Annotated in this window: 17 protein-coding genes, 1 tRNA gene, 2 rRNA genes and 1 pseudogene; 2 read left to right on the top strand and 19 right to left on the bottom strand. The window is 43.9% G+C overall.

Annotated elements, in window-relative coordinates:
* Window positions 1–309: 309 nt before the first annotated feature.
* From rrf to fba, 9 genes are all read right to left on the bottom strand, one after another.
* Window positions 310–427, bottom strand: a 5S ribosomal RNA gene (gene rrf, locus V9W66_RS15510).
* Window positions 428–488: 61 nt separating this feature from the next.
* Window positions 489–2,018: ribosomal RNA gene (locus V9W66_RS15505) — 16S ribosomal RNA — on the bottom strand.
* A gap of 1,600 nt (window positions 2,019–3,618) precedes the next feature.
* Entirely contained in the window at window positions 3,619–5,316 is a 1,698-nt protein-coding gene (locus V9W66_RS15500; protein ID WP_144094453.1) for an extracellular solute-binding protein, read from the bottom strand.
* On the bottom strand, window positions 5,306–7,009 hold the full coding sequence (locus V9W66_RS15495; RefSeq protein ID WP_144094455.1) for a sensor histidine kinase: 1,704 nt from the start codon (window positions 7,007–7,009) through the stop codon (window positions 5,306–5,308). The genes V9W66_RS15500 and V9W66_RS15495 overlap by 11 nt, the downstream gene beginning before the upstream one ends.
* Window positions 6,984–8,522 (bottom strand): response regulator transcription factor, encoded by a 1,539-nt coding sequence (locus V9W66_RS15490; protein ID WP_144094457.1) that lies wholly within the window; start codon window positions 8,520–8,522, stop codon window positions 6,984–6,986. The genes V9W66_RS15495 and V9W66_RS15490 overlap by 26 nt, the downstream gene beginning before the upstream one ends.
* An 89-nt stretch (window positions 8,523–8,611) precedes the next feature.
* Window positions 8,612–9,448 carry a carbohydrate ABC transporter permease gene (locus tag V9W66_RS15485; protein ID WP_059085411.1) on the bottom strand — a complete coding sequence of 279 codons (837 nt, stop codon included), beginning with the start codon at window positions 9,446–9,448 and terminating at the stop codon, window positions 8,612–8,614.
* Window positions 9,448–10,296 (bottom strand): carbohydrate ABC transporter permease, encoded by an 849-nt coding sequence (locus tag V9W66_RS15480; protein ID WP_110104281.1) that lies wholly within the window; start codon window positions 10,294–10,296, stop codon window positions 9,448–9,450. Before V9W66_RS15480 ends, V9W66_RS15485 begins: the two co-directional genes overlap by 1 nt.
* A 118-nt stretch (window positions 10,297–10,414) precedes the next feature.
* Window positions 10,415–11,743, bottom strand: a complete 1,329-nt coding sequence (locus tag V9W66_RS15475; protein WP_144094462.1) for an ABC transporter substrate-binding protein — start codon at window positions 11,741–11,743, stop codon at window positions 10,415–10,417.
* Between the two features lie 276 nt (window positions 11,744–12,019).
* Entirely contained in the window at window positions 12,020–12,883 is an 864-nt protein-coding gene (fba, locus tag V9W66_RS15470; protein ID WP_144094464.1) for a class II fructose-1,6-bisphosphate aldolase, read from the bottom strand.
* 194 nt (window positions 12,884–13,077) lie between these two features.
* On the opposite strand from fba, the gene V9W66_RS15465 reads away from it, so the two are divergent.
* A tRNA-Tyr gene (locus V9W66_RS15465) sits at window positions 13,078–13,159 on the top strand.
* A gap of 684 nt (window positions 13,160–13,843) precedes the next feature.
* On the opposite strand, the pseudogene V9W66_RS15460 reads toward V9W66_RS15465, so the two are convergent.
* A pseudogene (locus V9W66_RS15460) lies at window positions 13,844–14,524 on the bottom strand (NAD(P)-dependent oxidoreductase); the annotation flags it as partial.
* Window positions 14,466–14,924, bottom strand: coding sequence for a hypothetical protein (locus V9W66_RS15455; RefSeq protein WP_144094466.1), 459 nt, complete (start codon window positions 14,922–14,924; stop codon window positions 14,466–14,468). The pseudogene V9W66_RS15460 and the gene V9W66_RS15455, both read right to left, overlap by 59 nt.
* Before the next feature lie 164 nt (window positions 14,925–15,088).
* Here V9W66_RS15455 and V9W66_RS15450 point away from each other — a divergent pair, with 164 nt between their 5' ends.
* Complete coding sequence (locus V9W66_RS15450) at window positions 15,089–16,012, top strand: LysR family transcriptional regulator (RefSeq protein ID WP_144094468.1); 924 nt, start codon at window positions 15,089–15,091, stop codon at window positions 16,010–16,012.
* Window positions 16,013–16,286: 274 nt separating this feature from the next.
* Here V9W66_RS15450 and V9W66_RS15445 read toward each other — a convergent pair whose 3' ends face one another.
* The 8 genes from V9W66_RS15445 to V9W66_RS15410 all read right to left on the bottom strand — a co-directional run bounded on the left by V9W66_RS15445 (window position 16,287) and on the right by V9W66_RS15410 (window position 24,248).
* The gene (locus tag V9W66_RS15445; RefSeq protein WP_144094470.1) at window positions 16,287–16,454 is read right to left on the bottom strand and encodes a tyrosine-type recombinase/integrase; all 168 of its coding nucleotides are present in this window, start codon (window positions 16,452–16,454) and stop codon (window positions 16,287–16,289) included.
* 127 nt (window positions 16,455–16,581) lie between these two features.
* Entirely contained in the window at window positions 16,582–16,896 is a 315-nt protein-coding gene (locus V9W66_RS15440; RefSeq protein WP_243121768.1) for a hypothetical protein, read from the bottom strand.
* Window positions 16,897–17,020: 124 nt separating this feature from the next.
* Complete coding sequence (locus V9W66_RS15435; protein WP_144094472.1) at window positions 17,021–18,412, bottom strand: ABC transporter ATP-binding protein; 1,392 nt, start codon at window positions 18,410–18,412, stop codon at window positions 17,021–17,023.
* 5 nt (window positions 18,413–18,417) lie between these two features.
* Window positions 18,418–19,095 carry an energy-coupling factor transporter transmembrane component T gene (locus tag V9W66_RS15430; RefSeq protein ID WP_144094474.1) on the bottom strand — a complete coding sequence of 226 codons (678 nt, stop codon included), beginning with the start codon at window positions 19,093–19,095 and terminating at the stop codon, window positions 18,418–18,420.
* Window positions 19,095–19,691, bottom strand: coding sequence for an MptD family putative ECF transporter S component (locus V9W66_RS15425; RefSeq protein ID WP_144094476.1), 597 nt, complete (start codon window positions 19,689–19,691; stop codon window positions 19,095–19,097). Before V9W66_RS15425 ends, V9W66_RS15430 begins: the two co-directional genes overlap by 1 nt.
* A 15-nt stretch (window positions 19,692–19,706) precedes the next feature.
* The gene (locus V9W66_RS15420; protein WP_144100607.1) at window positions 19,707–21,467 is read right to left on the bottom strand and encodes an ABC transporter ATP-binding protein; all 1,761 of its coding nucleotides are present in this window, start codon (window positions 21,465–21,467) and stop codon (window positions 19,707–19,709) included.
* Window positions 21,452–23,263 carry an ABC transporter ATP-binding protein gene (locus tag V9W66_RS15415; RefSeq protein ID WP_144094478.1) on the bottom strand — a complete coding sequence of 604 codons (1,812 nt, stop codon included), beginning with the start codon at window positions 23,261–23,263 and terminating at the stop codon, window positions 21,452–21,454. Before V9W66_RS15415 ends, V9W66_RS15420 begins: the two co-directional genes overlap by 16 nt.
* Entirely contained in the window at window positions 23,253–24,248 is a 996-nt protein-coding gene (locus tag V9W66_RS15410; protein WP_144094480.1) for a helix-turn-helix domain-containing protein, read from the bottom strand. The genes V9W66_RS15415 and V9W66_RS15410 overlap by 11 nt, the downstream gene beginning before the upstream one ends.
* Between the last annotated feature and the right edge of the window lie 181 nt (window positions 24,249–24,429).

Below are 24,429 nucleotides of genomic sequence, written 5' to 3'. Positions count from 1 at the left end.
TTTGCGTTTGCATTAATTTCTTAATACTTTGCGTTTAAGGATATTTGATTAACTTAATCAAATCTCATGTATGCAGTTTTCAAGGTACAATGCTGACTGATGTTTTATCAGCCATCAGAACTCACAAACTGTTTTTGTAAACTCTGATCACTGGTAAAAACCAGCTATTATAACAGTTCTTCCCGACTGATTTAGGGTTAGCACCGGACTTATCGAAAATCTTCTGGTTCCACTCTGTTTCCAACAGAGCTCACTTTCCAGTGCCCGTTCTATTTTTATCAGGCAGCTTCGCCTGTTTCTTTCTTTTTAATCTGGCGCCCACCTGCTCTCCCACACCGTCTCCAGTGCAGTACCATCGGCCGATTGGGTCTTAACCGTCGTGTTCGGGATGGGAACGGGTGTGTCCCCCAACCGCATCGGCACCAGAAATCTTTCAGCTTGATAGCTAAACAGTAAAACACATTTCAATTACTCTACTTTTTCCTTAGAAAGGAGGTGATCCAGCCGCACCTTCCGATACGGCTACCTTGTTACGACTTCACCCCAGTCATCGGTCCCGCCTTCGGCAGCTCCTTCCTTGCGGTTAGGTCACTGACTTCGGGCGTTACTGACTCCCATGGTGTGACGGGCGGTGTGTACAAGACCCGGGAACGTATTCACCGCGGCATTCTGATCCGCGATTACTAGCGATTCCAGCTTCGTGTAGTCGGGTTGCAGACTACAGTCCGAACTGGGACGTTATTTTTGGGATTTGCCCACCCTCGCGGGTTCGCTTCCCTTTGTTTACGCCATTGTAGCACGTGTGTAGCCCAAATCATAAGGGGCATGATGATTTGACGTCATCCCCGCCTTCCTCCAGGTTATCCCTGGCAGTCTCCCCAGAGTGCCCACCTTAAATGCTGGCTACTGAGGATAGGGGTTGCGCTCGTTGCGGGACTTAACCCAACATCTCACGACACGAGCTGACGACAACCATGCACCACCTGTCTCCCCTGTCCCGAAGGAAAGACTCGGTTAAGAGTCGGTCAGAGGGATGTCAAGACTTGGTAAGGTTCTTCGCGTTGCTTCGAATTAAACCACATGCTCCACCGCTTGTGCGGGCCCCCGTCAATTCCTTTGAGTTTCATTCTTGCGAACGTACTCCCCAGGTGGAATGCTTAATGCGTTTGCGGCGGCACCGAATGACTTTGTCACCCGACACCTAGCATTCATCGTTTACCGCGTGGACTACCAGGGTATCTAATCCTGTTTGCTCCCCACGCTTTCGAGCCTCAACGTCAGTTACCGTCCAGTAAGCCGCCTTCGCCACTGGTGTTCCTCCTAATATCTACGCATTTCACCGCTACACTAGGAATTCCGCTTACCTCTCCGGCACTCAAGACGGGCAGTTTCCAATGCAGTCCCGGGGTTGAGCCCCAGCCTTTCACATCAGACTTGTCCATCCGTCTACGCTCCCTTTACACCCAGTAAATCCGGATAACGCTTGCCCCCTACGTATTACCGCGGCTGCTGGCACGTAGTTAGCCGGGGCTTCTTAGTCAGGTACCGTCAATCTCTTCCCTGCTGATAGAAGTTTACATACCGAGATACTTCTTCCTTCACGCGGCGTCGCTGCATCAGGGTTTCCCCCATTGTGCAATATTCCCCACTGCTGCCTCCCGTAGGAGTCTGGGCCGTGTCTCAGTCCCAATGTGGCCGTTCACCCTCTCAGGCCGGCTATGGATCGTCGCCTTGGTGGGCCGTTACCCCACCAACCAGCTAATCCAACGCGGGTCCATCTTATACCACCGGAGTTTTTCACACCGAGCCATGCAGCTCTGTGCGCTTATGCGGTATTAGCAGTCATTTCTGACTGTTATCCCCCTGTATAAGGCAGGTTACCCACGCGTTACTCACCCGTCCGCCACTAGAAACAATCTAAATCTGCCGAAGCTTCAATAAAAGGTTTCCCGTTCGACTTGCATGTGTTAAGCACGCCGCCAGCGTTCATCCTGAGCCAGGATCAAACTCTCTGATAAAATGTGTTAGCAATTCAGTGATGCTCGCATCAACTTAATTGCGACTCACACTGATTAAGCCAAAGGCTTAAGAAGTGTTTGATTCATTTACTCAAGACAACCGTTTGGCTATCTCTCGTTTTTACTGCTTTTGGTTTGTTTAAACCGTTCTTTAAATGTAAAGAAATTTTCGAGAATCGTATGTGTTTCACTGTTTAGTTATCAAGGTTTGTTGCGTCTGTCTCTCAGACAGCTCGCTTATTTTATCTCATCTCTTTTTGTTTGTCAAGCACTTTTTTGAGTTTTTTTCAAACATTTTTGAGTTAAGATTTTGTTGTCGTTTCGTTGACGACTTGGATACTTTATCACATCTTCTGTCTTTTGTCAACTGTGAATTTCATTTTTCTGAAATTCTTTTTAATTGTTTGTTTTTTGAAAACAATTATTTGCGACAGCTCAGTTATAATACCACTGGGAGTTATGCTTGTCAACCATAAATTTCAATTTTTTTAGATTTTCCTGGAAGTTTATTTTTATAGAACAATTTTTTTATTCTTATTTGTAATTTTTAGGATTATTTTTATTGTTGTTTATTGTGTTGTTTTTTTAATGATAAGTCTCTTCGCTGGATGGCGCTACGCCGGTCGCATTTTCAATGCGGTAAGTGCGAGGGAAGGCGATCTCAGAGTTCCGTAGCCCGAACGCCCTCCCTCGCGCTCCCACCCCGTTGGGCACGGAAAGAGTTCTGCGTTGTTGTGTGTGCTGCGTTGTTGACTTTTGTCTGTATGCTGCGGTACTCAGAATGGAACGTTGTGCCGATCTGGTTTCTGTATTCTTCGGTACTTATGGTGGTACGCTGTGCCGATCTGGTTTCTGTATTCTTCGGTACTTATGGTGGTACGCTGTGCCGATCTGGTTTCTGTATTCTGAATTCTTTGATGTTTCTTTGATGTTTGCTTCTGTCCCATGCTCTGGCTTTTTCCTGTCGGTTGGAAGCGTCAGCCAGAGGAAGGTGGCATCGGGCCGGACTGCTGCGGAGGAGGGGTGATTACTACTTGGGCTGCGGGAGACGGCGTTATTGCGGCAGGGCCTGCTGTCTGAGCCGCAGGCGAGTTCTGGCCCTGCCGCAATGCTTTTAGCCGTCTCACGGAGCCCTAGTAGTATCCCCCGACGGAGTCCCTGCCCGGCCCGATGCCACCTTCCTCTGGCGTTCCTCAACCACATCCACCTCTCAAAATCTCAAAAACATCCCCGACTGCATCCACTCCCGGAGCGATGACTCCTTCCTCTGGCGTTCCTCAACCACATCCACCTCTCAAAATCTCAAAAACATCCCCGACTGCATCCACTCCCGGAGCGATGCCACCTTCCTCTGGCGTCCCTCAACCACATCCACCTCTCAAAACCTCAAAAACATCCCCGACTGCATCCACTCCCGGAGCGATGCCACCTTCCTCTGGCGTTCCTCTATACATCCGCCTCACAAAATCCCGACAACATCCACCCCCGGAGCGATGACTCCTTCCTCCGGCGTCCCTCTATACATCCGCCTCACAAAATCCCGACAACATCCACCCCGGAGCGATGCCACCTTCCTCCGGCGTCCCTCTATACATCCGCCTCACGAGTCCACAAGCCCTTCCCGGACCCGCTCCGTAAGACTGTCTCCACCCTTACGATACCAATCTTCCACAAAAGAGTCAAAAGAGCTCACAGGCATCCTCCCCATAATGATCTGGATAAATGCGTTCTTCTCCAGCAAACGCAAAGTCTGAGGAATCTCCCCGTCACCATCCCCAAGATACTTCTTCTCCGGAGCACGGTAATTCGCATCCACCAGAAGCCCCACCGCCGAAATCCTGGACTTATACGCCGCCCAGGCCTCTACCGAAGGCACCTCCGCCTCAAGATACTCCTTACACGCATCAAAATAAGACGCCTCAATGGCACTGAGATCCTCCCTGGTCTTCTCATCGCCCAGACTGTAAAGAACCTCACGGATATGCTTTGTCACTATATAGGTAGCCTCATTATAATCTACATTGATCATTAGCGGACGCGCCGTAGGATCCACATTCAAAGCAAAATAAGTATTCATTTCATCCGCATCCTCTGCCTCATATCTGGAATGGTCAAACAACACACTTAAAATCTTCATTGCGATCTCCGGATGCTCATACCCTTTACGCACAACTACATATTTATTATCTCGAAACGTAGAGTATACCTCCACAGTCCGCTTTACATCCGCAGTCAGATAATACGGTTCCCAGTCTGCCTCTTTATTCTTCCGATACTCATCCATAAGAGGATTATTCGGAGTCCACCAGAGCCCGAAAAACGCTCCGCATTTTCCATTCACCACAAGATCACGGATATTATTCTGTGCACGTAAAGCAAAATCCGAATCCAGTATTCCCTGCCTGTAAAGCGCTCTGAGATACCCCAGAGCCTCCTTTGTCTCCTCCGTCAGCGATCCATAGACAATTTCTCCATCTGCATTTTCAATCCACTGCTGCGGATATGCCCCGAACTTTTCAAACACAGAGTCCACCGAATAGCTGGTGCTGACCGTGCCCACAAGTCTAGGATCACAGACAAGTCCCACAGGATCTTCACCATCCTCTGCACCCATCCGGTTTTCCTGAAACGCACGGATCACTGAAAAAGCCTCTTCCAGAGTCTTCGGTTTTTTCAGTCCCAGCTGCTCCATCCAGTCACGTCTCAGCCATAAAAGCTGCGGCCCATCATCAATGGCAGTCTCTGGAAGTGCATACAATTTTCCGTCAAAAGTCCCGGATGCCAAAAGTTCCTCTCCATAGCTCTCATACATTTCCTTTATTTTATCGGAAGCGCAGCTTTTGTATACTTCCGTCAGATCCTCGATAAGATCATTTTCAACCAGTTCTTCCAGAGTTTCCCTGTCCGACACCAGAAAAATATCCGGAAGATTCCGATCTTTGACCTGGATGTTCAGGGCTTCGTCATACCGCTCCTCACTCTCCATAAAAACATTCTTATTCTGAATATTCAGTGTTTTTTTCAGATACCGGGTATATGCATTGTCCTCATAAGTCTGCCCGTCCGGAAGATTAGAATTATTAGCCCCTTTCATCTGTCCCAGAGTATAAGTTACAAGCTCCGGATATTTCCCCAGAGGCGTGGTTTCTGCCTGTTCCCAGCTCTTACTGCTCTTTTCGGACAGAACATCTATATCTGTTTTTTCCATTTCTGCAGTTCCTAAAGAACACCCCGTCAAAAGTGCCAGGCTCAGTATCGTACTCAGAAACACCACTGTTTTTCCCAGACTAAGTCTCATCTTTTTTTACCTCTTTCGGGATCCTCATATCAACGCTTGTCCCCTCACCTACCTTGCTCAGGATCCGGATGGCATATTTCTCTCCATATAAAATGCACATACGGTCATTGACATTTTTAAGGCCATAGCCTTTTGCCTGATATGTGAGCAGCTTTTCTGCCTGCTCCTGCTCCATCCCTATTCCGTTATCTTCAACCCGGATCACTACATCTCCATTCTCTTCAAAGAAATAAAGTTTCAGAAGCTTTTCCCCTTCCTCCTTCACATCCAGGCCATGCTCCAGAGCATTCTCAACGATGGGCTGCAGGGCAAGCTTCGGAACCAGCTCCTGCTGCACAGACGGATCGATATTCCACTCCACCTTAAAATCATTGTCATGCATGATCAGCTGGATTTCCAGATAAGCTTCGATATTCCGAATACAGGTTTCCACAGTCACCATATCTGCTCCCTTACTGAGCGCTGTCCGGTAAAATGTAGATAATGCCAGTGTCACACGGCTGATCTCCTTCTGACGGCTCTTAATCGCCATCCAGTTTATAATAGAAAGAGAATTATAAAGAAAATGAGGATTGATCTGGGCAGTCAGCGCTTTCAGTTCAAATTCCTTCAGAGCGATCTTATTTTCATACACTTCTTCGATCAGTCGATTAATTTCATCCATCATATGGTGAAAGCTTCTCACCAGCTGCCCTACCTCATCTCCGGAATCACTGTAAACCGTAACTTCACGGCTTCCCTGGTTCACCTGTTCCATATTTCTGGTAAGCTGTTCAATCTTTCTGGTAAACAGCTTGGAAAACGTCATTCCAAGCACAATGATGATCACAACACAGAAGCCGATCAGTGGGATCTCACTGATCAACACTTTTGAAACCGAGCTCTCGATCACAGCCGGAGGTTTGTAAAAATAATAGGTCCATCTTGTTTCATGTCCGCTGCTGCTGACATAGGTATATTCTTCCCTCAGACGATCCAGCTTTTTTGCGGTTTCTTTCTGTGCTGAAATATCACTGGCCGCCAGATTTTCTCCATGATAGACGATATTTTGCTGATCATCCACCACAAAGCCTCCTGAATTCCGTTCAATAATATTAGCCAGAGGCTGGAATACTTTTCCGTAATCCAACGAAATGCAGAGCACAGCCTCCCTGATCTTACCATCATATATTTCCCTAACTGCCGCGATCTGACGATTATCCCGATCCACGATCCACTGAACCGTCACGGTATTATTTAATTTGTCACTCCACCATTCCCCATCAACCTCTGAAAGCGGGGCCAAGGTATATTCATGGCGCACGGGAATGCTTTCTGCAAAAAGATGTATCCCCAGAATTGCTTCGTGGTAGGATTTCGGCACCGTCAACAGCGGATCCACAACTTCCGTATACTGTTCATATGCAGTATAACGATCCATATCTTTGTTGAAGATCACCTCCTGGATTTCAGGAGAATAGGTAAGATAATTCAAAAGGCTGGCATAAATTTCGATCTGCCCGTCAATGTTTTCTCTGGTCTGCTCCAAAATGGAGTACATATCTTCCATCTCATTTTTCCGTACAAGACTACTCATACGACTGTGACTGTACAGTGCCAACACAGTCATCGGCACCAGGGATACCACCACAAGAAGATTTGTCAGCTTGTACCGGTATTTCATATCATTATACTTCTTCAGAAGACTCTTCATCCTCATTGTTTCCTTTCCGATAGGACTCCGGGCTGCTTCCGTAATATTCCCGGAAGCTCCGGCAGAAATACGAAGAATTGGCAAATCCTACCTGCTCGCTGACCATGGCTACTTTCATGTTGGTGGTTCGCAGAAGCTCCTTGGCCTTTTCCATGCGGAACACACGGATAAAACGATTCAGGTTCATCCCCGTCTCCTTTTTGAAAATAAAACTGAGATAGCCAGAAGAAAGATATACTTTTTCTGCCAGTGTTTCCAGATTCAGATCTTCCGCATAGTGATTGTAAATATAATTTTTTACTGCTGCCACCTCATCTCTGGATTCGCTCATGGAACGGTCCAGGAACTCCTCGTACTGGCGGATATTTTTTTCTGTAACCTCAATGATCTCCTGAATGGTAGAACAGCCATACAGATGATCCACCTCCAGATCCAGCCTGTGCTCTCCGGCAAAACGGTTCTCCTGAAACAGCTCCCTTATCACATTGGAAAAAACAAATTTCACATACATGGCCGAAAACTGGGTATTGGACTGATATTTGGATGCCAGGCTGCGGAAATGGCTCCACAGCTGCTTCACATCCTTTCTGGAAATATCTTCTGAGATTTTTTCCATAAGCCTGGAATCCTGCTCCTCTTCTCCGGTATTTTTTTCCTCGTCCTCCTCGCTGGTGTAGACATGGATATCCGGATGATAAAATTTTTCTTCCATCTGCTGCTCCAGCTGTTCCATGATTTCCGGCAGTTTCTGATATCCGTCAAAACGCCGGCTTACAGCCAGATGAAAGCGAACAGGATGAAGGCGCTTCAGAAGATTATAGACATTTTTTGCCACAAGGACATAATCACAGTACACATCCTTAAAAAGAAGCAAAGACTGACGGCCATTAAGATTCAAATAGAAGAAAGAACGGCGAAGCTCTTCCCGGATCTCAAGGGGAACCTCATCACTGGCAGAATCAAAAAAAGCTTCATCCGATTCAATAAGAATTGCACAGTGCCACTGCTCCCAGACAGAAAAATCCACAATTCCTTCCGCTTCCTTCAGACGCTCCTGATCTCCGGAATAAATGTAGCCCAGCAAAAAATACTGCTGAAGAAAGCTCTTTTCTTTTATGGACTGCTGCTCTTTATTTTTCCGGGATGCGATCTCCTTCTGGATCTTCTGTATGGTGTCATGAAAGCGGTCCGGATCCACCGGTTTCAGTACATAATCCGTCACACCATAGCGGATCGCCTCCTGAGCAAAAGCAAAATCTCCATAACCGCTGAAAATGATAATTTCCAGATCCGGATATTCCTCTCTTGCTTTTTTTGAAAGCTCCAGACCATCCATATGCGGCATTTTGATATCTGTCAGCATCAGATCCACCGGATGCTTTCTCAGCTCATTTAATGCCAGCTTGCCATTAGCCGCCTCATAAATCTCCCACTCTCCCTCCTCCATAGACAGAAGAAAGCGGATTCCGTCACGTTCCAGTTTTTCATCATCTACCACCAAAACTCTGTACATTCCTCACCTCGCCAAATATGGCCTGATCCACGTAAAAGCACGCAGATCAGGCCGTTTTTCTTTCATTTTAACATTATTCAACTAATTTGTCAGCCCTTAACAGCTCCTGCAACCACACCTTCAATGATATATTTCTGGCATGCAAGATAGAAGGCAATGATCGGAATGATGGAAAGGACAAGAACGCCCATCATCGCTCCCATATCAATGGTTCCGTAACCGCCCTTCAGATACTGGATGGCAATGGAAATGGTTTTATATTTCTTGATATCAAGTACCAGATATGGAAGAAGATAATCATTCCAGATCCACATGGTTTCCAGGATCGCTACAGTTACACAGGTCGGTTTCATAACCGGAAGAACCACTTTAAAAAATGTCTGGATCGGGGTACAGCCATCGATCATGGCAGCTTCCTCGATCTCGATCGGAATGGATTTTACAAAACCGCTGAACATAAATACCGCAAGTCCTGCTCCATATCCAAGATAAATGATGATCAGTCCCCACGGAGTATTCAGTTTCAGGATGTTTGCAATCTTGGAAAGAGTAAACATTACCATCTGGAATGGTACGACCATGGAAAACAGGCACAGCATGTACATGGTTTTTGTCAGCGTGTTGGTAACACGGTTGATGTACCAGGCACACATGGAGGTACAGAGCAGAATTACCGCAACAGAAAATACTGTGATAAATAATGTCCATCCAAATGCCTGGAAAAATCCGGTTTTTGCTAGACCATTTACATAGTTTTCCAGACCTACGAACATTTTATCCGTTGGGATTGCAAAGGGATAACGGCTAATGTATGCTTTTTTCTTAAAAGAATTGATCAAAACCAGAAGGATCGGGAAAATATAAGCAACAGATACCACACTCAGGATCGCAGTCCACAGACCGCTGAATTTTACTTTTTTATTCATTACTGCTGTACCTCCTTACTTCTTGTGAGACGATTCTGGATCATGGCAATTGCTCCAACCAGGATAAAGAAGATCACGGCCTTCGCCTGTCCTACACCTTCCCATCCGGTACGTCCATAGAAGGTATTGTAAATATTCAGTGCAAGCATTTCTGACATATTGGAAGGCTCACCATTTGTAAGAGCAAGGTTCTGGTCAAAAAGCTTGAAGGAGTTGGTAAGTGTCAGGAAAGTACAGATGGTGATGGACGGCATGACCATAGGAATGATCACATGCTTCAGAAGCTGTCCTTTGTTCGCACCATCGATCTGTGCAGCCTCGATCAGTTCACCCGGGATATTCTGGATACCTGCAATGTAAATGATCATCATATATCCGATCTGCTGCCAGCACATCAGGATCACAAGGCCCCAGAATCCGTAAACAGAAGAATATGTAAGTGTTTTATTGATCTGAAGAAGCAGACCGTTTAACAGAAGCTGCCATACATAGCCAAGGATGATTCCACCGATCAGGTTTGGCATAAAAAATACGGTACGGAATATATTGGTTCCTTTGATCTTCTTGGTCAGAAGCAACGCAACTGCAAAACCGATCACATTGATCAGAACTACTGATACCACCGTAAATGCGGTAGTGTACCATAATGCATGTCCAAAGGTTCCATCCTCAGTAAAAATCTTCACATAGTTCTGTAATCCCACGAATTTTGCATCCGTTACTGTGGTAAATTTACAGAAGGAAAGATATACACCCATGATAAAGGGAACGATAAATCCAATGGTAAATGCCAGCAGGGTAGGCAGGACAAAAACCGGAAAATACTTTTTCATCATCTTATTCTGCATGTTTTCTCTTCCTTTCTCCTGAGGATGCACCCTTCCCTACTTTACGCATCCTCTCTTCATTAAAAGAGGCAGGCGGAAACCGCCCACCCCTTCGTGATCACGTTTCAGTTATACCTTATCAGCCTTCATTTGCTGCTTTGTACTCTTTTGCCCATCCGTCAACAAATGCAGTTTTCACAGCATCCCACTCGCCGGTACCCTGTGCATACTCAAGCATTGCACTGCCGACCTGGTTTTTCCACTCTTCAGAAGGCATGGTTGTAAAGTTCCATGAAACCGGAGTTTTACCAGCTTTTACATATTCGTCGGCTGCTTTTACAAGCGGATTTGCAGACTCATAATTCTCATCAAAGGTCTTGAATGGTGTTGTAAATCCCATTTCCTTGCTTATAGATTCTCTTCCTTCATCACTTGTGATAACCCAGCTGAGGAAATCAAGAGTTGCCTGGATATCCTTCTCATCTGCTTTTTTGTTTACGCACCAGTAGTTCTCACTGCCTGTGCAAAGTCCCTGGTCCTCTTCACCATCAACACCAATGTAGATTGGAAGCATTCCCATATCCTCATCTGCTACTTCATTATCTTTGATGTTATCATAAGCCCAGGTTCCATTCTGATAGAACACAGCCTCTCCAAGACCAAATTCAGCATTTGCATCATCGATAGTCTTGCTGGAAAGAAGGCTTGGCTCACAGGTAGAATCTGTGATATAAAGGTCAAACAGGTTCTTGAAGTTGTCAAGATAGGTTCCTTTGATCGCATCTGTGGATGTGATTCCGTCTTCTTTGTACTCATAATAGATTGGAAGGTTTGCAAGGTGTGTCTTGAAGCGCCAGTCACTGGAAGAATCAAAGCCTGCGGAAGTAAATGCACCGTCAACTCCAAGGTCATCTTTCTTAGCCTGGATATCATCTGCAACCTTCTTTAATGTCTCAAAATTGTTGATCTCATCTGCAGACTTAATCACAGCGCCATCCATCTCACAGTATTTCTTAAGAAGCGCTTTGTTGTAAATAAGTCCATATGTTTCAATTACATAGGCGATACCGTCAACTGCACCGCTGTCATCCTTCAGTACGAAATCGTCACTCTCCACATTTTTGTAAACATCGCTGTCTTTCAGGTCATAGCAATAATCCTTCCAGGATGCAAGTCCAACTGGTCCGTTAACCTGGAACAGTGTCGGAACCTCATCCTTGGCCATCTCTGATTTCAGAGTAGACTCATAAGTTCCGGAAGCAGCTGTAACGACCGTAACCGGTACACCAGTCTCATCGGTGTATTTCTTTGCCAGGTCTGACCACTGATCTGCCTGCTCCGGTTTAAAATTCAGATAGTAAACAGAGCCTTCACTGTCATCCCCTTTTGCCATAGCCGGAACTGTCGGGATCATGGTAGCTGCCATTAAAGCTGCAAGACCAAATGCTGTTGCTTTTTTCATTCTCATAATCGTACCTCTCCTTTACCTTATATGATATTCAATTTGTTTCGCGGATATGCTTAAAACGTCCATTTCGCATATTCCTGACCGATAGGCTTCAAATCAGCTTCTCGATTAACTTGATATTATTGTAAATCGAAGAGGTCATTTTCACTATATAAAAAAATCAAGAAACATGTTGATTTTTTTATATAGTAAAAATATTGATATTTTATCATGAAAAAAGAAGCCGGAACAGGCTTGCTCCCATTCCGGCTTCTTTCATATATTATTTTCGATTCATCATGCTTTATTGACAGATCCGAAAAGCTCCATTTTTTCTTTAACAGTAGCTTTGATCGCTTCTGCTCCAGGTGCAAGAAGCTTACGTGGGTCATATCCTTTACCCTGCTGATCTTTACCCTCTTCAATGTATTTACGTGTAGCTTCAGCAAATGCAAGCTGGCACTCTGTATTTACATTGATCTTGGAAACGCCAAGGCTGATCGCTTTCTTGATCATGTCTGCCGGGATACCTGTACCACCGTGAAGAACAAGCGGCATATCTCCTGTCAGTTTCTGAATAGCATCCAGAGTCTCAAAGCTTAAGCCCTGCCAGTTAGCCGGATATTTTCCGTGAATATTACCGATACCAGCTGCAAGGAAGTTGATTCCAAGATCTGCAACTCTCTTGCACTCCTCAGGATCAGCGCACTCGCCCATACCAATAACACCGTCTTCCTCGCCACCGATGGAACCAACCTCTGCCTCAAGAGACATATTGTGCTCAGCAACGATCTTAACCAGCTCTTTAGTCTTAGCTACGTTCTCATCGATCGGATAATGAGATCCGTCGAACATAATGGAAGAGAAACCAGCCTCAACACATTTCAGGCATCCATCATAGCTGCCGTGGTCAAGATGAAGAGCAACCGGAACAGTGATGTTCAGCTCTTCCATCATACCGTTAACCATACCTACAACAGTCTTATAACCTGTCATGTATTTACCGGCACCCTCGGAAACACCAAGGATTACAGGAGAGTTGAGCTCCTGAGCTGTCTGAAGGATAGCTTTTGTCCACTCAAGGTTGTTGATGTTGAACTGACCAACTGCATAATGGCCTGCTTTTGCTTTTTTCAGCATTTCTGTTGCGTTTACTAACATGATAAAATCCTCCTAACCTGTATTAGGATACGGAAAAACCGTGTCCTTTATATCCAACCGTACTCATAATAGCAGATTTCCTTTGGTAAGTCCAGTATTTTACCAAAAATGCTGATGCTATGAGAATTATTATTTTTTTTGAGAAAAAGCTTGCAATTTTATCAAATGTTATATATAATACATTTGTTGTTCACGGATGGATTCCCGAGTGGCCAAAGGGGGCAGACTGTAAATCTGTTGGCACCGCCTTCGAAGGTTCGAATCCTTCTCCATCCAGCGAATTTAGCTCTTACATCTTTGCGATGTAGGAGCTATTTTTTTGTGCAAAAGGAAAACCGCAAAGGGGCCGCAAAGCCGCGGCCCCTCTGCACACCCCTCAGGCTTTTTTTAAGGAGTTCTTGGTTGTGGATGAGGGGAGGGTATTGACTTGTGTCTGTATGCTTGGGTATTGGATGTGGGACGCTGTGCCGATCTGGTTCCTGTATGCTTCGGTGTTGGTTGTGGAACGCTGTGCCGATCTGGTTCCTGTATGCTTCGGTGTTGGACGTGGGACGCTGTGCCGATTTATTTTTATATATTGTGTTTTTTTGGCACTGGGCAGGATGTACATTCGCTTCTATTCTCTGCTCTCTGCGGTTGAATTTTCAGCCGGGGATGTGGCAGCGGTATGGGCTGCTGCGGAGGAGGTGTGATACTGCTTAGGCTGCGGGGATCGGCGTTATTGAGACAGGGGCTGCTGTCTGAGCCAGAGGCGAGTTCTGCCCCTGTCTCAATGTTTTTAGCCGATTTCCGGAGCCTTAGCAGTATCCGCCGACGGAGCCCTGCCCGTACCGCTGCCACATCTCCGGCGTACGGTTCATTCCATCCACCACACAAAGAAAAAGACGGCCACCCCAAAAAGCGAGACAGCCGTCCTTTCCTCACACATCATACATAGGAAATCGAAACACCGAAAAAAATCTATTTGTTAACTCTGTTAACCGTATTACCATCCAGAAAAGCCTTGATATTATCAACCGTGATATCCATGATCCTCTGTCTGGAAGCCTGAGCAGCCCAGGAGATATGCGGAGTGATGATGCAGTTTTTAGCCTTGAGAAGTGGATTATCCCCCTTGATCGGCTCAGTAGAAACAACATCAAGACCAGCAGCATAAACCTTCCCACTATTCAGAGCATCTGCCAGATCCTGCTCAACAACAAGCTGACCACGGCTGTTGTTGATAAGGATAACTCCATCCTTCATCTTCGCAATATTCTCTTTATTGATCATACCCTCTGTCTCCGGGAAAAGCGGGCAGTGGAGGAAGATCACATCAGACTGTGCAAACAGCTCATCAAGAGAAACATACTCCGCAAGCTTGGCACCAGCCTCACTCTGATAAGCATCATAAGCAAGAACCTTCATATCCAGAGCGTTAAGCAGCTTAGCAGTAGCCTGACCGATCCTTCCAAGGCCAATGATACCGGCAGTCTTTCCGTAAAGCTCGATCATCGGATAATCCCAGTAGCACCAGTCATCATTATTCTCCCATTTACCGGACTTAACAGTCTCATCATGATGGCCATAGTGAGAGCAGATCTCAAGAAGAAGACCAAGAGCATACTGGCCAACGATCTGAGTACCGCTCTGCTGTATGCTCATCCGGTCTGATTGCCAGAAGTCCGTCTGAGTCTCCTACAATGATATCACCAGGATTGATAACGATTCCTGCGATTCCTCTGGATTTTGCGTAGTTGCTCATGATCTCACCGCAAAGTGCTCTGCTCAGGCTTCCTCTGTTTGCAAGAACGATAACATCTCCCGGCTGAGCCATATCCAGTGCTTTATGGAACAGAAGGTTATCTCCTGCCGGTGCATTTACTGTAAATGCAGTTCCCAGAAGTCTTGCCTTCGGGTTCAGCGGGAAAATGCTGGAATCTACGGCAGCGATCCTTCCACAGTTATCATCAATATTTGCAACCGGAATTCCACGGAAGGCTTCTACTAATTCTTTTGACGGTCTTTCAAAGTTTCGTCTGATTCTACATCCTAATGCCATATGAAAACCTCTCTTCTTTTGATTTTCTTTTTTAATTGTATTTATCATATCATACAAGCTTACTATTGAATAACGAATAATTTCTCTGTATAATATAAATAATTTTTATATTATCAAAGCTTAAACCACCCTATAGACAACACAAAAGAAAAGGAGCTGTTCATATGAATCTTGCTGAAGTCGAAACCTTTCTCACCATTGTAAATACCAAGAGCATCACCCGTACAGCGGATCTTCTTTTTCTTTCCCAGCCTACTGTCAGCCACCGGCTCACATCTCTGGAGAACGAACTGGGTTTTCCCCTTGTGATCCGTCAGAAAGGCCACAAGCAGGTGGAACTGACTGCCAAGGGAACGGATTTTATCATCCTTGCGGAACGCTGGATGTCTCTCTGGAAGGAAACTATGGAGCTGCAGCGCAATCAGGATTCCCTGCTGCTTACCATCGGCTGTACAGACAGCCTGAACGTAGCTGTTTTCGCACCACTGTATGACAGGATCTTAAATGAGCAGACCAAGCTGGACCTGAACATCGAGTCCCATCACTCTTCAGAGCTCTACGGTCTTCTTGGAGAACACAGCATTGATATCGGATTTGTCTACCACAAATTGCATTACAAGAATATCATAACAGAGAAAATCTTCGAAGAAAAGCTTTATCTGATACAATCGGATCAGCCAGTGATTCCGGCTCCGGCAATACATACCGATGAGCTGGATCCATCCCTGGAGCTGTTTTTAAGTTGGGATGACAATTATCAGATCTGGCATGACCGCTGGCTTTCCTCCGCTTCCAGGCCTCACATTGCGGCAGATACCATCACACTTTTGGACCGTCTCTGGAAAAAACCGGGAAACTGGATGATCGCACCACAGTCTGTGATCCTGGAGCTTTCCCATTACCGGCCTCTTTTTATCAGTGAACTGAAAAACACGCCGCCAAACCGTGTCTGCTATAAGATCAAGCATAAATATCCAAAGTCCACCAGCAAACGTGCCGTGGAATTCTTCGAAAATGCGCTGGAAGACTTTCTTGCAGAATCCACTCCGTCCTTCCCGATCGGCCAGGTATGGGAACGACAGAAATAAAAAAACGGCAAGCATAAGCCTGCCAGGAACATTCTCTGCTTTACCGTTTCTTCTTATATTATTTATACCAGGATTTTTGATCCACCGCTTTCCACCACAAAAAGCAACAACGGGCTTCGACTTGTTTCATCATATATCAAGAGCCCTTTGTTTACAAGGATTTTCAGCATTTCCATGAAAAACAATATTTCGTCTGATTGCATCTATTTTCTTTCATTTGTCACAAAAATTGTCATAAAAGAGCCACGCCCGATAAAGGGAATGGCTCTGATTATTACATTACATTTTCAAGCTTTTTTATTTCATTCTGTACTCTTGCAGCATCTACGTGATTGTATATGTTCATTGTAACGCTTATGTCACTATGTCCCATGATCATTTGTAAAACTTTGATATCTAGGCCAGCTTCTGCACATCTGGTGCAAAACGTATGCCTCAGCATATGTGGATGTGTCAAGTATAGGACAAAAAAAATTTTATTTTTTTCTGCCGAAGACTATCTGACGTTTCCATCAGGTAGTCCCAGCACCTTTATTATCTTCTGATAAGTCATTCTTGTCCTGCTCAAGTTATCTCTGTTCTGAAAAAATATCGTCAAAATTCCATTCGATTTCAATTTCATCCTGACTATGAACACGGATCACCTTGATAATCTCACGCAGCTTCTCTGTATCGAACTTCTGAATTCCCAAGAAATCTTTTAGTTTTATTTTATCAGAAAGTTCATTTTGTTCAAGAAGCTTTTTGCTATTCTCCGCATCTTCTATTTTTCGGTTGATTTCATCCAGCTGTCCACTTATCTTTTCAGTTCTCTGCTTATACGAATCACGCTCCATACGACCATCTTTGTAATCACCATAGAGTTTCATCTTTTCCGAGGTCAACTGTCGGCTCTGTTTTTGCAATTCTGCGTTATTGATCTCTTTGTAGGCGCGCCTGTTCATTCATAGTTTTTATTCGACCAGACACATATACTTGGCGCTGTAATTTCTGTGCTCTTCATTAGTATCATAATTTCATACTATTTATCATTATATACCCCTTACAAGCTCGATTCATAAACTCATAGTCATGTGTTACAACTATAATAATATATTTTTCTTCTGACAATTGTTTCATCAATTTTTCCACCTGACACATATGCCTAAAATCCAACCCACTGGTAGGTTCATCGAAAATAAGCAGTTTTTTTCCACCCATAACTGCCTGGCAAATAGCAAGCCTCTGTCTCTGTCCATCAGATAATATCATCGGATGACATTCTGCATACTCTTCTAAGTCGAATTTTTCAAGTAGTTCCCTGATTTTTTGTTCAGAGGCCTCTTCATTTGCAAGCAGACATTCATTTTTTACACTGTCTGAAAACAACTGATGGTTTACTTCCTGCATGACCATACCAAATAATTTTGTCCTCGCTTTTCCTGATAATTTTTTTCCTTTATACAGAATCTCACCATTCATTGGTTTAAGCAAGCCACATAAACAATTACAAAACGTAGATTTTCCTGCACCATTTTCTCCTGTAATACCGATGATGTCCCCTTCTCTGGCAGACAAACTGATATTTTCAAAAATAATCTGCTTCTTCCTCTTACATGAAAGGTTGTAAACCTGAAGTACTGCGTCTTCTGAGTTTCCTGTAATCTCCGGGATCTGTATCTGTTCAGAAATGATACTCCTGAGTCCCATTTGTTCTCGCTTCAGATCAGGCAAAGCCTTAAACTCATCTGACGTAAATTCTTGTTCTATATGTCCTTCTTTCATGTAAATAATTCTGTCTGCGAATTTCTGGATCCATGCCAGGCGGTGCTCTGCCACAACTACAGTATGTCCCTTCTCCTTAATTACCTTCATTCTTTCACTCAGCTTTTCCATCGCTACTATGTCCAGATTCGCTGACGGCTCATCCAACACATAAATCTGCGGATTCATGGCATATACTGATGCAAATGCAAGAAGCTGTTTCTCACCACCTGACATGGAAAATACATTTCGGTCTTCCAGCTTCCCTATATCTAATTCATTTATTGTATTCTTAATTCTTTTTCGTATATATTCCGGTTCCACGCCTCTGTTTTCCAGGCCAAATGCCATCTCAGCATTAGAATTCGTATAAAAAAACTGAGTTCTTGGATTCTGAAAAACAGACCCTACAAGCTCTGCAATTTCATACATAGGCATCTCTGCAACATTTCTCCCGCAAACCGTAATCGTTCCATCTACGCTGACATCCTTCACAAAATGTGGAATCAATCCATTAATCAGTTTTGTCATTGTGGTTTTTCCACATCCACTTTCCCCGCATATCAATACGAACTCTCCATCCTGTATCTCCAGATTCACGTCTGACAGAATTCTTTTCCCTTGTATTGTTACATTTACATTTTCAAACTTTATCATTCTCTTTATCCTGCGATCACCACTATAAGAATTCCAAATGTTACCAAAGTCATTATCAACCAGTCTGAAATTCCCATGTGAAGTGTTATCTCACTGGTCTTCTTTCCTGGATTCTCGATTCCTCTTGCCACTGCCGCTGCCGCTATTTCATCCGATGTATTGACTGCAGACACGATCAATGGAACTAACGTACATTCAAAGCGGGATGCCCATGAAATATTCTGAAGTTTCATGGCAGCATTTATATGTACGAACTCCTCTTTCAAAGCTGGAAAATATCGAAGTGTCGTAGACATTGCTATGATAAATCCTTGTGGTAGATACAGTGTATACATGGCAGCGATCATTTTCTGCATGGACGATGTTCGAAGCAGCAACAAACCTGCCAAAAAACATGGCAGCATACGTAATGAATAATTAATTAAAACTGGAAACACCATGTTCATCCATGCAGGGCACTGTGGAAATACATACATTAGTAAAAGGTGGAAAGAAACAAGTAAAACGATACCTTTACCTGCCGCTTTATATAGTCCATATACCAGCATAAGCAGGAGAAATATGCCTGAAAGCATACTCCCCTGCTCAGGATTTTTCTGACAGAACATACCAATATTTGCCATCAAAAGCAGCCACAGCCCAGCTCTTGGATCAAGATGATTGATGACTGTTCTCTTATTCATCAGACAATCCCTGCTTTCTTAAAATGTTTACGGAATAAACCTTTAGCAATCAACGCTCCAATCACGCCTCCTATGACTGGAGAAATGCAAAGTATAATCAGCATTGGCGTAGAAATCAATCCCGATAAAGATCGGACATATTCTGCAGACATTCCATTTTGCTGAATCTGCGTCAGAAAACTGTCTTTATACACCCATATTGCCAGTGGAGAGCCAAGCATTCCATAACAGAAAAACACAAACGATATCATCATATGTGTAAAACTGTTATCATACTTTGTCACAGTTCTGTACAGTTCTGACAATACACATGCAATAGCAAATGTAATCAGTAACAATACTGTAAACTGACCAGTCACGAAATAAAGCAATGCAGTAATTGTTCCCATAATAAGTACTGCCCCTGGTTTTCTCACTTTAGATGTCATAAGCAGGAATGGGATTCCTGTCACAATTCCTGTCACGCCCGGTAACAGCAGCCATAACACTGGCACAAATCCAGTAAACATAGCTGCCAGATTGAGCATAAAATAAATTGCAGAGAAGATTCCTATTGTAATAAGATCCTTTCCTGATAGTTTTCTTGATTCTTCCATGTCTTTCGTTCCTCCTTAGCCGATTTTCCAGCCTTCCGACTGGCTTCTGATATCTACAAAATCTTTATATTTTCCAGGAACAGCCACCAGCTCTTTGTGGGTTCCCTTCTGAATAATCTGTCCATCATCCACCACCAGAATCTGGTCTGCCTGTTCAATCGTCGCCAGTCTGTGCGCAATGGTTACTATGGTTTTTCCTTTTGTAAGTTCCGATATAGCCGCCTGGATCAGATGTTCATTTTCCGGATCTACACTGGCCGTCGCTTCGTCAAGTATAATAATCGGTGCATCCTTCAGAATCGCTCTTGCGATGGAAATGCGCTGTTTTTCTCCACCGGACAGGCTCCCACCCCCTTCACCGATGACAGTATCGTAGCCTTCCGGTAATGCCATAATAAAATCATGGCAGCACGCTTTCTTTGCCGCTTCGACCATTTCTGCTTCTGTTGCATCCGGTTTTCCAAAGCAAATATTATTCCTCACTGTATCATGAAACAGATATACATTCTGAAATACCATGGAAATGTTGGATAACAGACTGTCACAGGTAAATTCTTTCACATCATGTCCTCCCACACGAACACTTCCACTGTCTGCATCATAAAACCGGGCAATCAGATTGCAGATTGTAGATTTTCCGCTTCCGGAAGGACCCACAATTGCTGTAACTGAATACTCCGGAATTTTCAGATTCACATTATGGAGCACCTGTCTTCTTTCCCTCCCTTCTCCGTAAGAAAAATCTACATTCCGAAATTCGATATCATAGTGTGCAATCTCTATCTGCTGTCCATCTGCATCAATGAAGGACTCTTTTGTCAATTCATCCAAATGATCCAGGGCATCATCAATGACAGCCAGTACATGGGCGCAGTCTGCAATCGGCTCCAAAGAACCAAACACATGAAATGACAGCAGAATCACAAACATCATATAAGTAAAATCCAGCTGTCCGGAAAATCCCAGATAAAATGCAGCGATCACGATACACACACTTGCTGTTTTTAACGCCAGCAGATGCAGTGCATTATAAGGAATATATCCCCATTCTATTTTCAGATTAATGTCACGGCTGTCCCTGCATGCTTTTTTCATTGACTCCATAGAAGCTCCTGCTTTTCCAAAGGATTTTACTACAGAAAGTCCTCTGGCATATTCCAGGATTGCTCCGGTCAGATCTCTGTTTGCCGCAGCAAGGATTGGTGCATTTCTTGTACTGTACTTTGAAATGATAAGCAGAAATATCAGAGAAACAGCAGCACCCGTCACTGCAATCAGCCCCACTCTCCAGTTCATACAGGTAAGCCACAAAAGAATACAGATAAAATTCAGATAACCTCCTACAAAGTTATCAATCATACGGATTCCCATTCCTTCCAGCGTATGAAGGCCAGTAGTAATGGAATTGAGAATCGTGCCTGTATTCATATTCTGGAAATATCCTAAAGATACACGTTTCAGTGCATCTCCTACTGCAAGTCTGTCTCTGGCAATCAATTCATAACTGATCGACTCCTGAAATCTTGCTCTCAGATAATCAAACAGAAAGCGCAGAAAAATGAAGAACAGCAGAATCACGATACTTTTCCCAATCCAAACCGTTGAGACAGCTTTTCCCTGTCCTTTGCATTCTACAAGCTTCCCGATCATATTGGCTGCCCATATGACTGGCATTGCCGCAAACCAGCCCGAAAAAAAAGAAAAAGCAAAACCAATATACAGATTTCTTTTAAAGCTGCCACACCAGTCAATGATCCTTTTTACAGTGCCAAACATGATTCTTCACCTTCTTTCTGACTTCCTACCGCCCAGTGCCTTGCTCCTACATGAGCCTGCCACATTCGCTGATAAAGCGGACTGTTCTGAAGCAGCTCTTCCTGGGTTCCTGCCCCTTCTACACAGCCATTTTTTAAAACAACGATTTTGTCTGCATCTGTGATTGTGGAAAGTCTGTGTGCAATGACCAGCAATGTCTTGCCTTTTGTCAGTTCTTCTATACTCTTCTGGATCTTGTTCTCATTTTCCGGATCCGTAAATGCAGTTGCTTCGTCAAGAATGATGATTGGTGCATTTTTTAATATCATTCTGGCAATGGCAATCCTCTGCTTTTCTCCACCGGACAGCCGTCTTCCTGCTTCCCCTGCCGGGGTATCATAGCCCTGCGGCAGCTTCTCTATAAACTCCTGGCAGCATGCCTTTCTTGCTGCTTCCCGTACCTCTTCATCCGATGCAGTCGGATTGCCGAGACGTATATTTTCCATGATAGAACACCGGAACAGGAAATTATCCTGTGTCACAAAACTGATCATTTCTGAAAGCTGTGACAATGGTATTTCCCTAATATTTACACCGCCTATGGTAATGCCGCCGGATGTCACATCCCAGAATCTTGAGATCAACCTTGCTACTGTAGATTTACCTCCCCCGCTCGGTCCGACCAATGCAGTAAAACTTCCTGCCGGCATCGTCAGGTCAATTCCATGCAACACCTCGTCCTTTTCCTCACCGGTATAAGAGAAATGCACATTTTCCAGTTTCACATCATAGCTGTTGATATTTGCATATACAGAAGGCTCCGGCAATTCTTTCATCGTAAGAAAATCCTGTATACTTTCGATGTTATATTGCATTTCACGAAGATTTTCAGAGAATACCTCTATTTTTGCAAAAGATGTCACCATGGACATGGACAGCATGACTGCCAGCACAAGCTGTGATATGGTCAACTGACCATGCATCGTCAGATACAGTCCCACGGGCAAAGTTCCAAGCAGTGTCGATGGAAACAGGGCGAATGTCATTTTCATGGTGATCCAGGTGGAAGACAGCCATTTCACAACGAATTGCTTATAATCCAGAATTGCTTTTGCATATTTCTCATAGGAGGTTCCTGCCCTGCCAAATGCCTTAATAACCTCTATGCCCTCTATGTATTCCACAATAGTACTGTTCATATGTGCATTGGATTCATCGTACTGAGTGAAACTTTTTCCACTGATTATCATGGTAAGTGTCATAAATACCATGGACAATGGAACGGTTACAAGAGAAGCCAGTGCAATCCTCCAGTCCAGCGTAAGCAAAGCAATAAAGCTGATTACCGGAAGCAGGATATGTCCGCTTCCTTCCGGAATCATATGAGCAATGGGTGGTTCCATATTTTCGATTTTTTCTACCATAATGCTCTTGATTTCACCAATACTGTGCCCTTCCACATCTCCTAATGGTGCTTTCAGAAACCGGTCTGTCAGGCGGAGCCTTAACCCCTCCAATATGTGATAGGCTGCTATATGTGATATCCATGTGGATGCGGAAAAGCTTACGATTTTTATAATATAAAAGAGTAAGGCATACAGACACCATCTTAAAATTTCCTGCATAGGAGCCTGATTCAGATTTCTTATATACAAATCGATGCCACGGTAAATGCAATAATATGGCATAAGTCCACTGATAATACTGATAACAGATAAAATAACGGATATTCCAAGCCTTTGCCCGCTTCCTTCGGTATAGCCAAGCAATACTTTCAGCCAGCTGTCTTTTTTTTCTGATGTTTTCCTATTTTCCATCTAATATTTCCCCTTTCCGAAATCTGTACTCTACAGGTGATAACCCCATCACACTTCGAAATGCAGATGAAAATTTTCCCGGATTTTCATATCCTAAACAGGAGGCGATCTCCTGTATTTCTTTCGCCTTATCCTGTAACAACATATTTGCAGCCAGATTCATGCGGTATCTCTTCTGATAGGAATAAATGGAATCTCCATAAACCTCTTTAAAGCATTTTTTCATAGTTGTCAGTGGGATTTCATACATAGATGATAATTCTGCCATAGTAAACCGCATCTGAAGATTTCCTGTGATCTTTGCATGAATCTCTTTGATTTTTTCCATCTGAGTTTTATAATAATACGGTCTGACTTCCTTCCTGTCTTCTACGGCCATCGTGTTTAAGTACAACAATAATTCCACGACTTTTATCTGATAATATTCTTTCGCTTTTGCAAGCTCTGGATGAGCCATGTTTTTCTGGTAAAATCCGGAAAGAATCACCCCAAGTTCCTTATCTCCCCGAATTACATAAGGTTTCTCTTCGGCACAATACCGGCTTCGAAGCTCCTCAATGGATACGGAGAATCCATGAAACAATTCATCAAGTACCTTCTGAACTTCCGCAACTTCCATGAAAATGCTGACTCCATGATAATGCTTCAACGGATAATAAGTTGTCCCTTTATGATTTTCTCTGTTATCCAGACGAAGTTCCTTTTCCTGCATAATACTGAACACACCAGGCTTTACCTCCATCTCAATTCTTCCCTCCCGGCAGTGGTCAATACAGAATATTTTTCTGTCATTCTTCAATTCAAATTCAGATGCGCACTGTTCCATGTGCATGTCTGAAAAACAAATCATCACACCTGGCATTACCCGGTAAACCTTCATAACGCCCTCTCCTGTCGCATCATTTAACATAAGAACAGCGCAATTCTCATTCTGAATCACAGGCTTCACATTACTTCCAAGACTTGCAATTTCATTTACATTCAAATTTCTTCTCCTTTCACATAGTGGTATTTCTTCGTGTTAGTTTCATCTAACCTTTTCTATTATCTTAACATGAGAATCGAGCATTATCCAGACCTGAACGGACGGCAATAATCCATTTAGACAAAAATAAAGTTCCAGACTTATTGTCTGAAACTTTATTATAAATCCAGCATCATTGCAT

This window comes from Blautia massiliensis (ex Durand et al. 2017), assembly GCF_051861785.1.
GTDB classification, from domain to species: domain Bacteria; phylum Bacillota; class Clostridia; order Lachnospirales; family Lachnospiraceae; genus Blautia_A; species Blautia_A luti_A.
The sequence above is the reverse complement of the archived record's forward strand: the minus strand, read 5'-3'. Positions and strand labels throughout refer to the sequence as shown.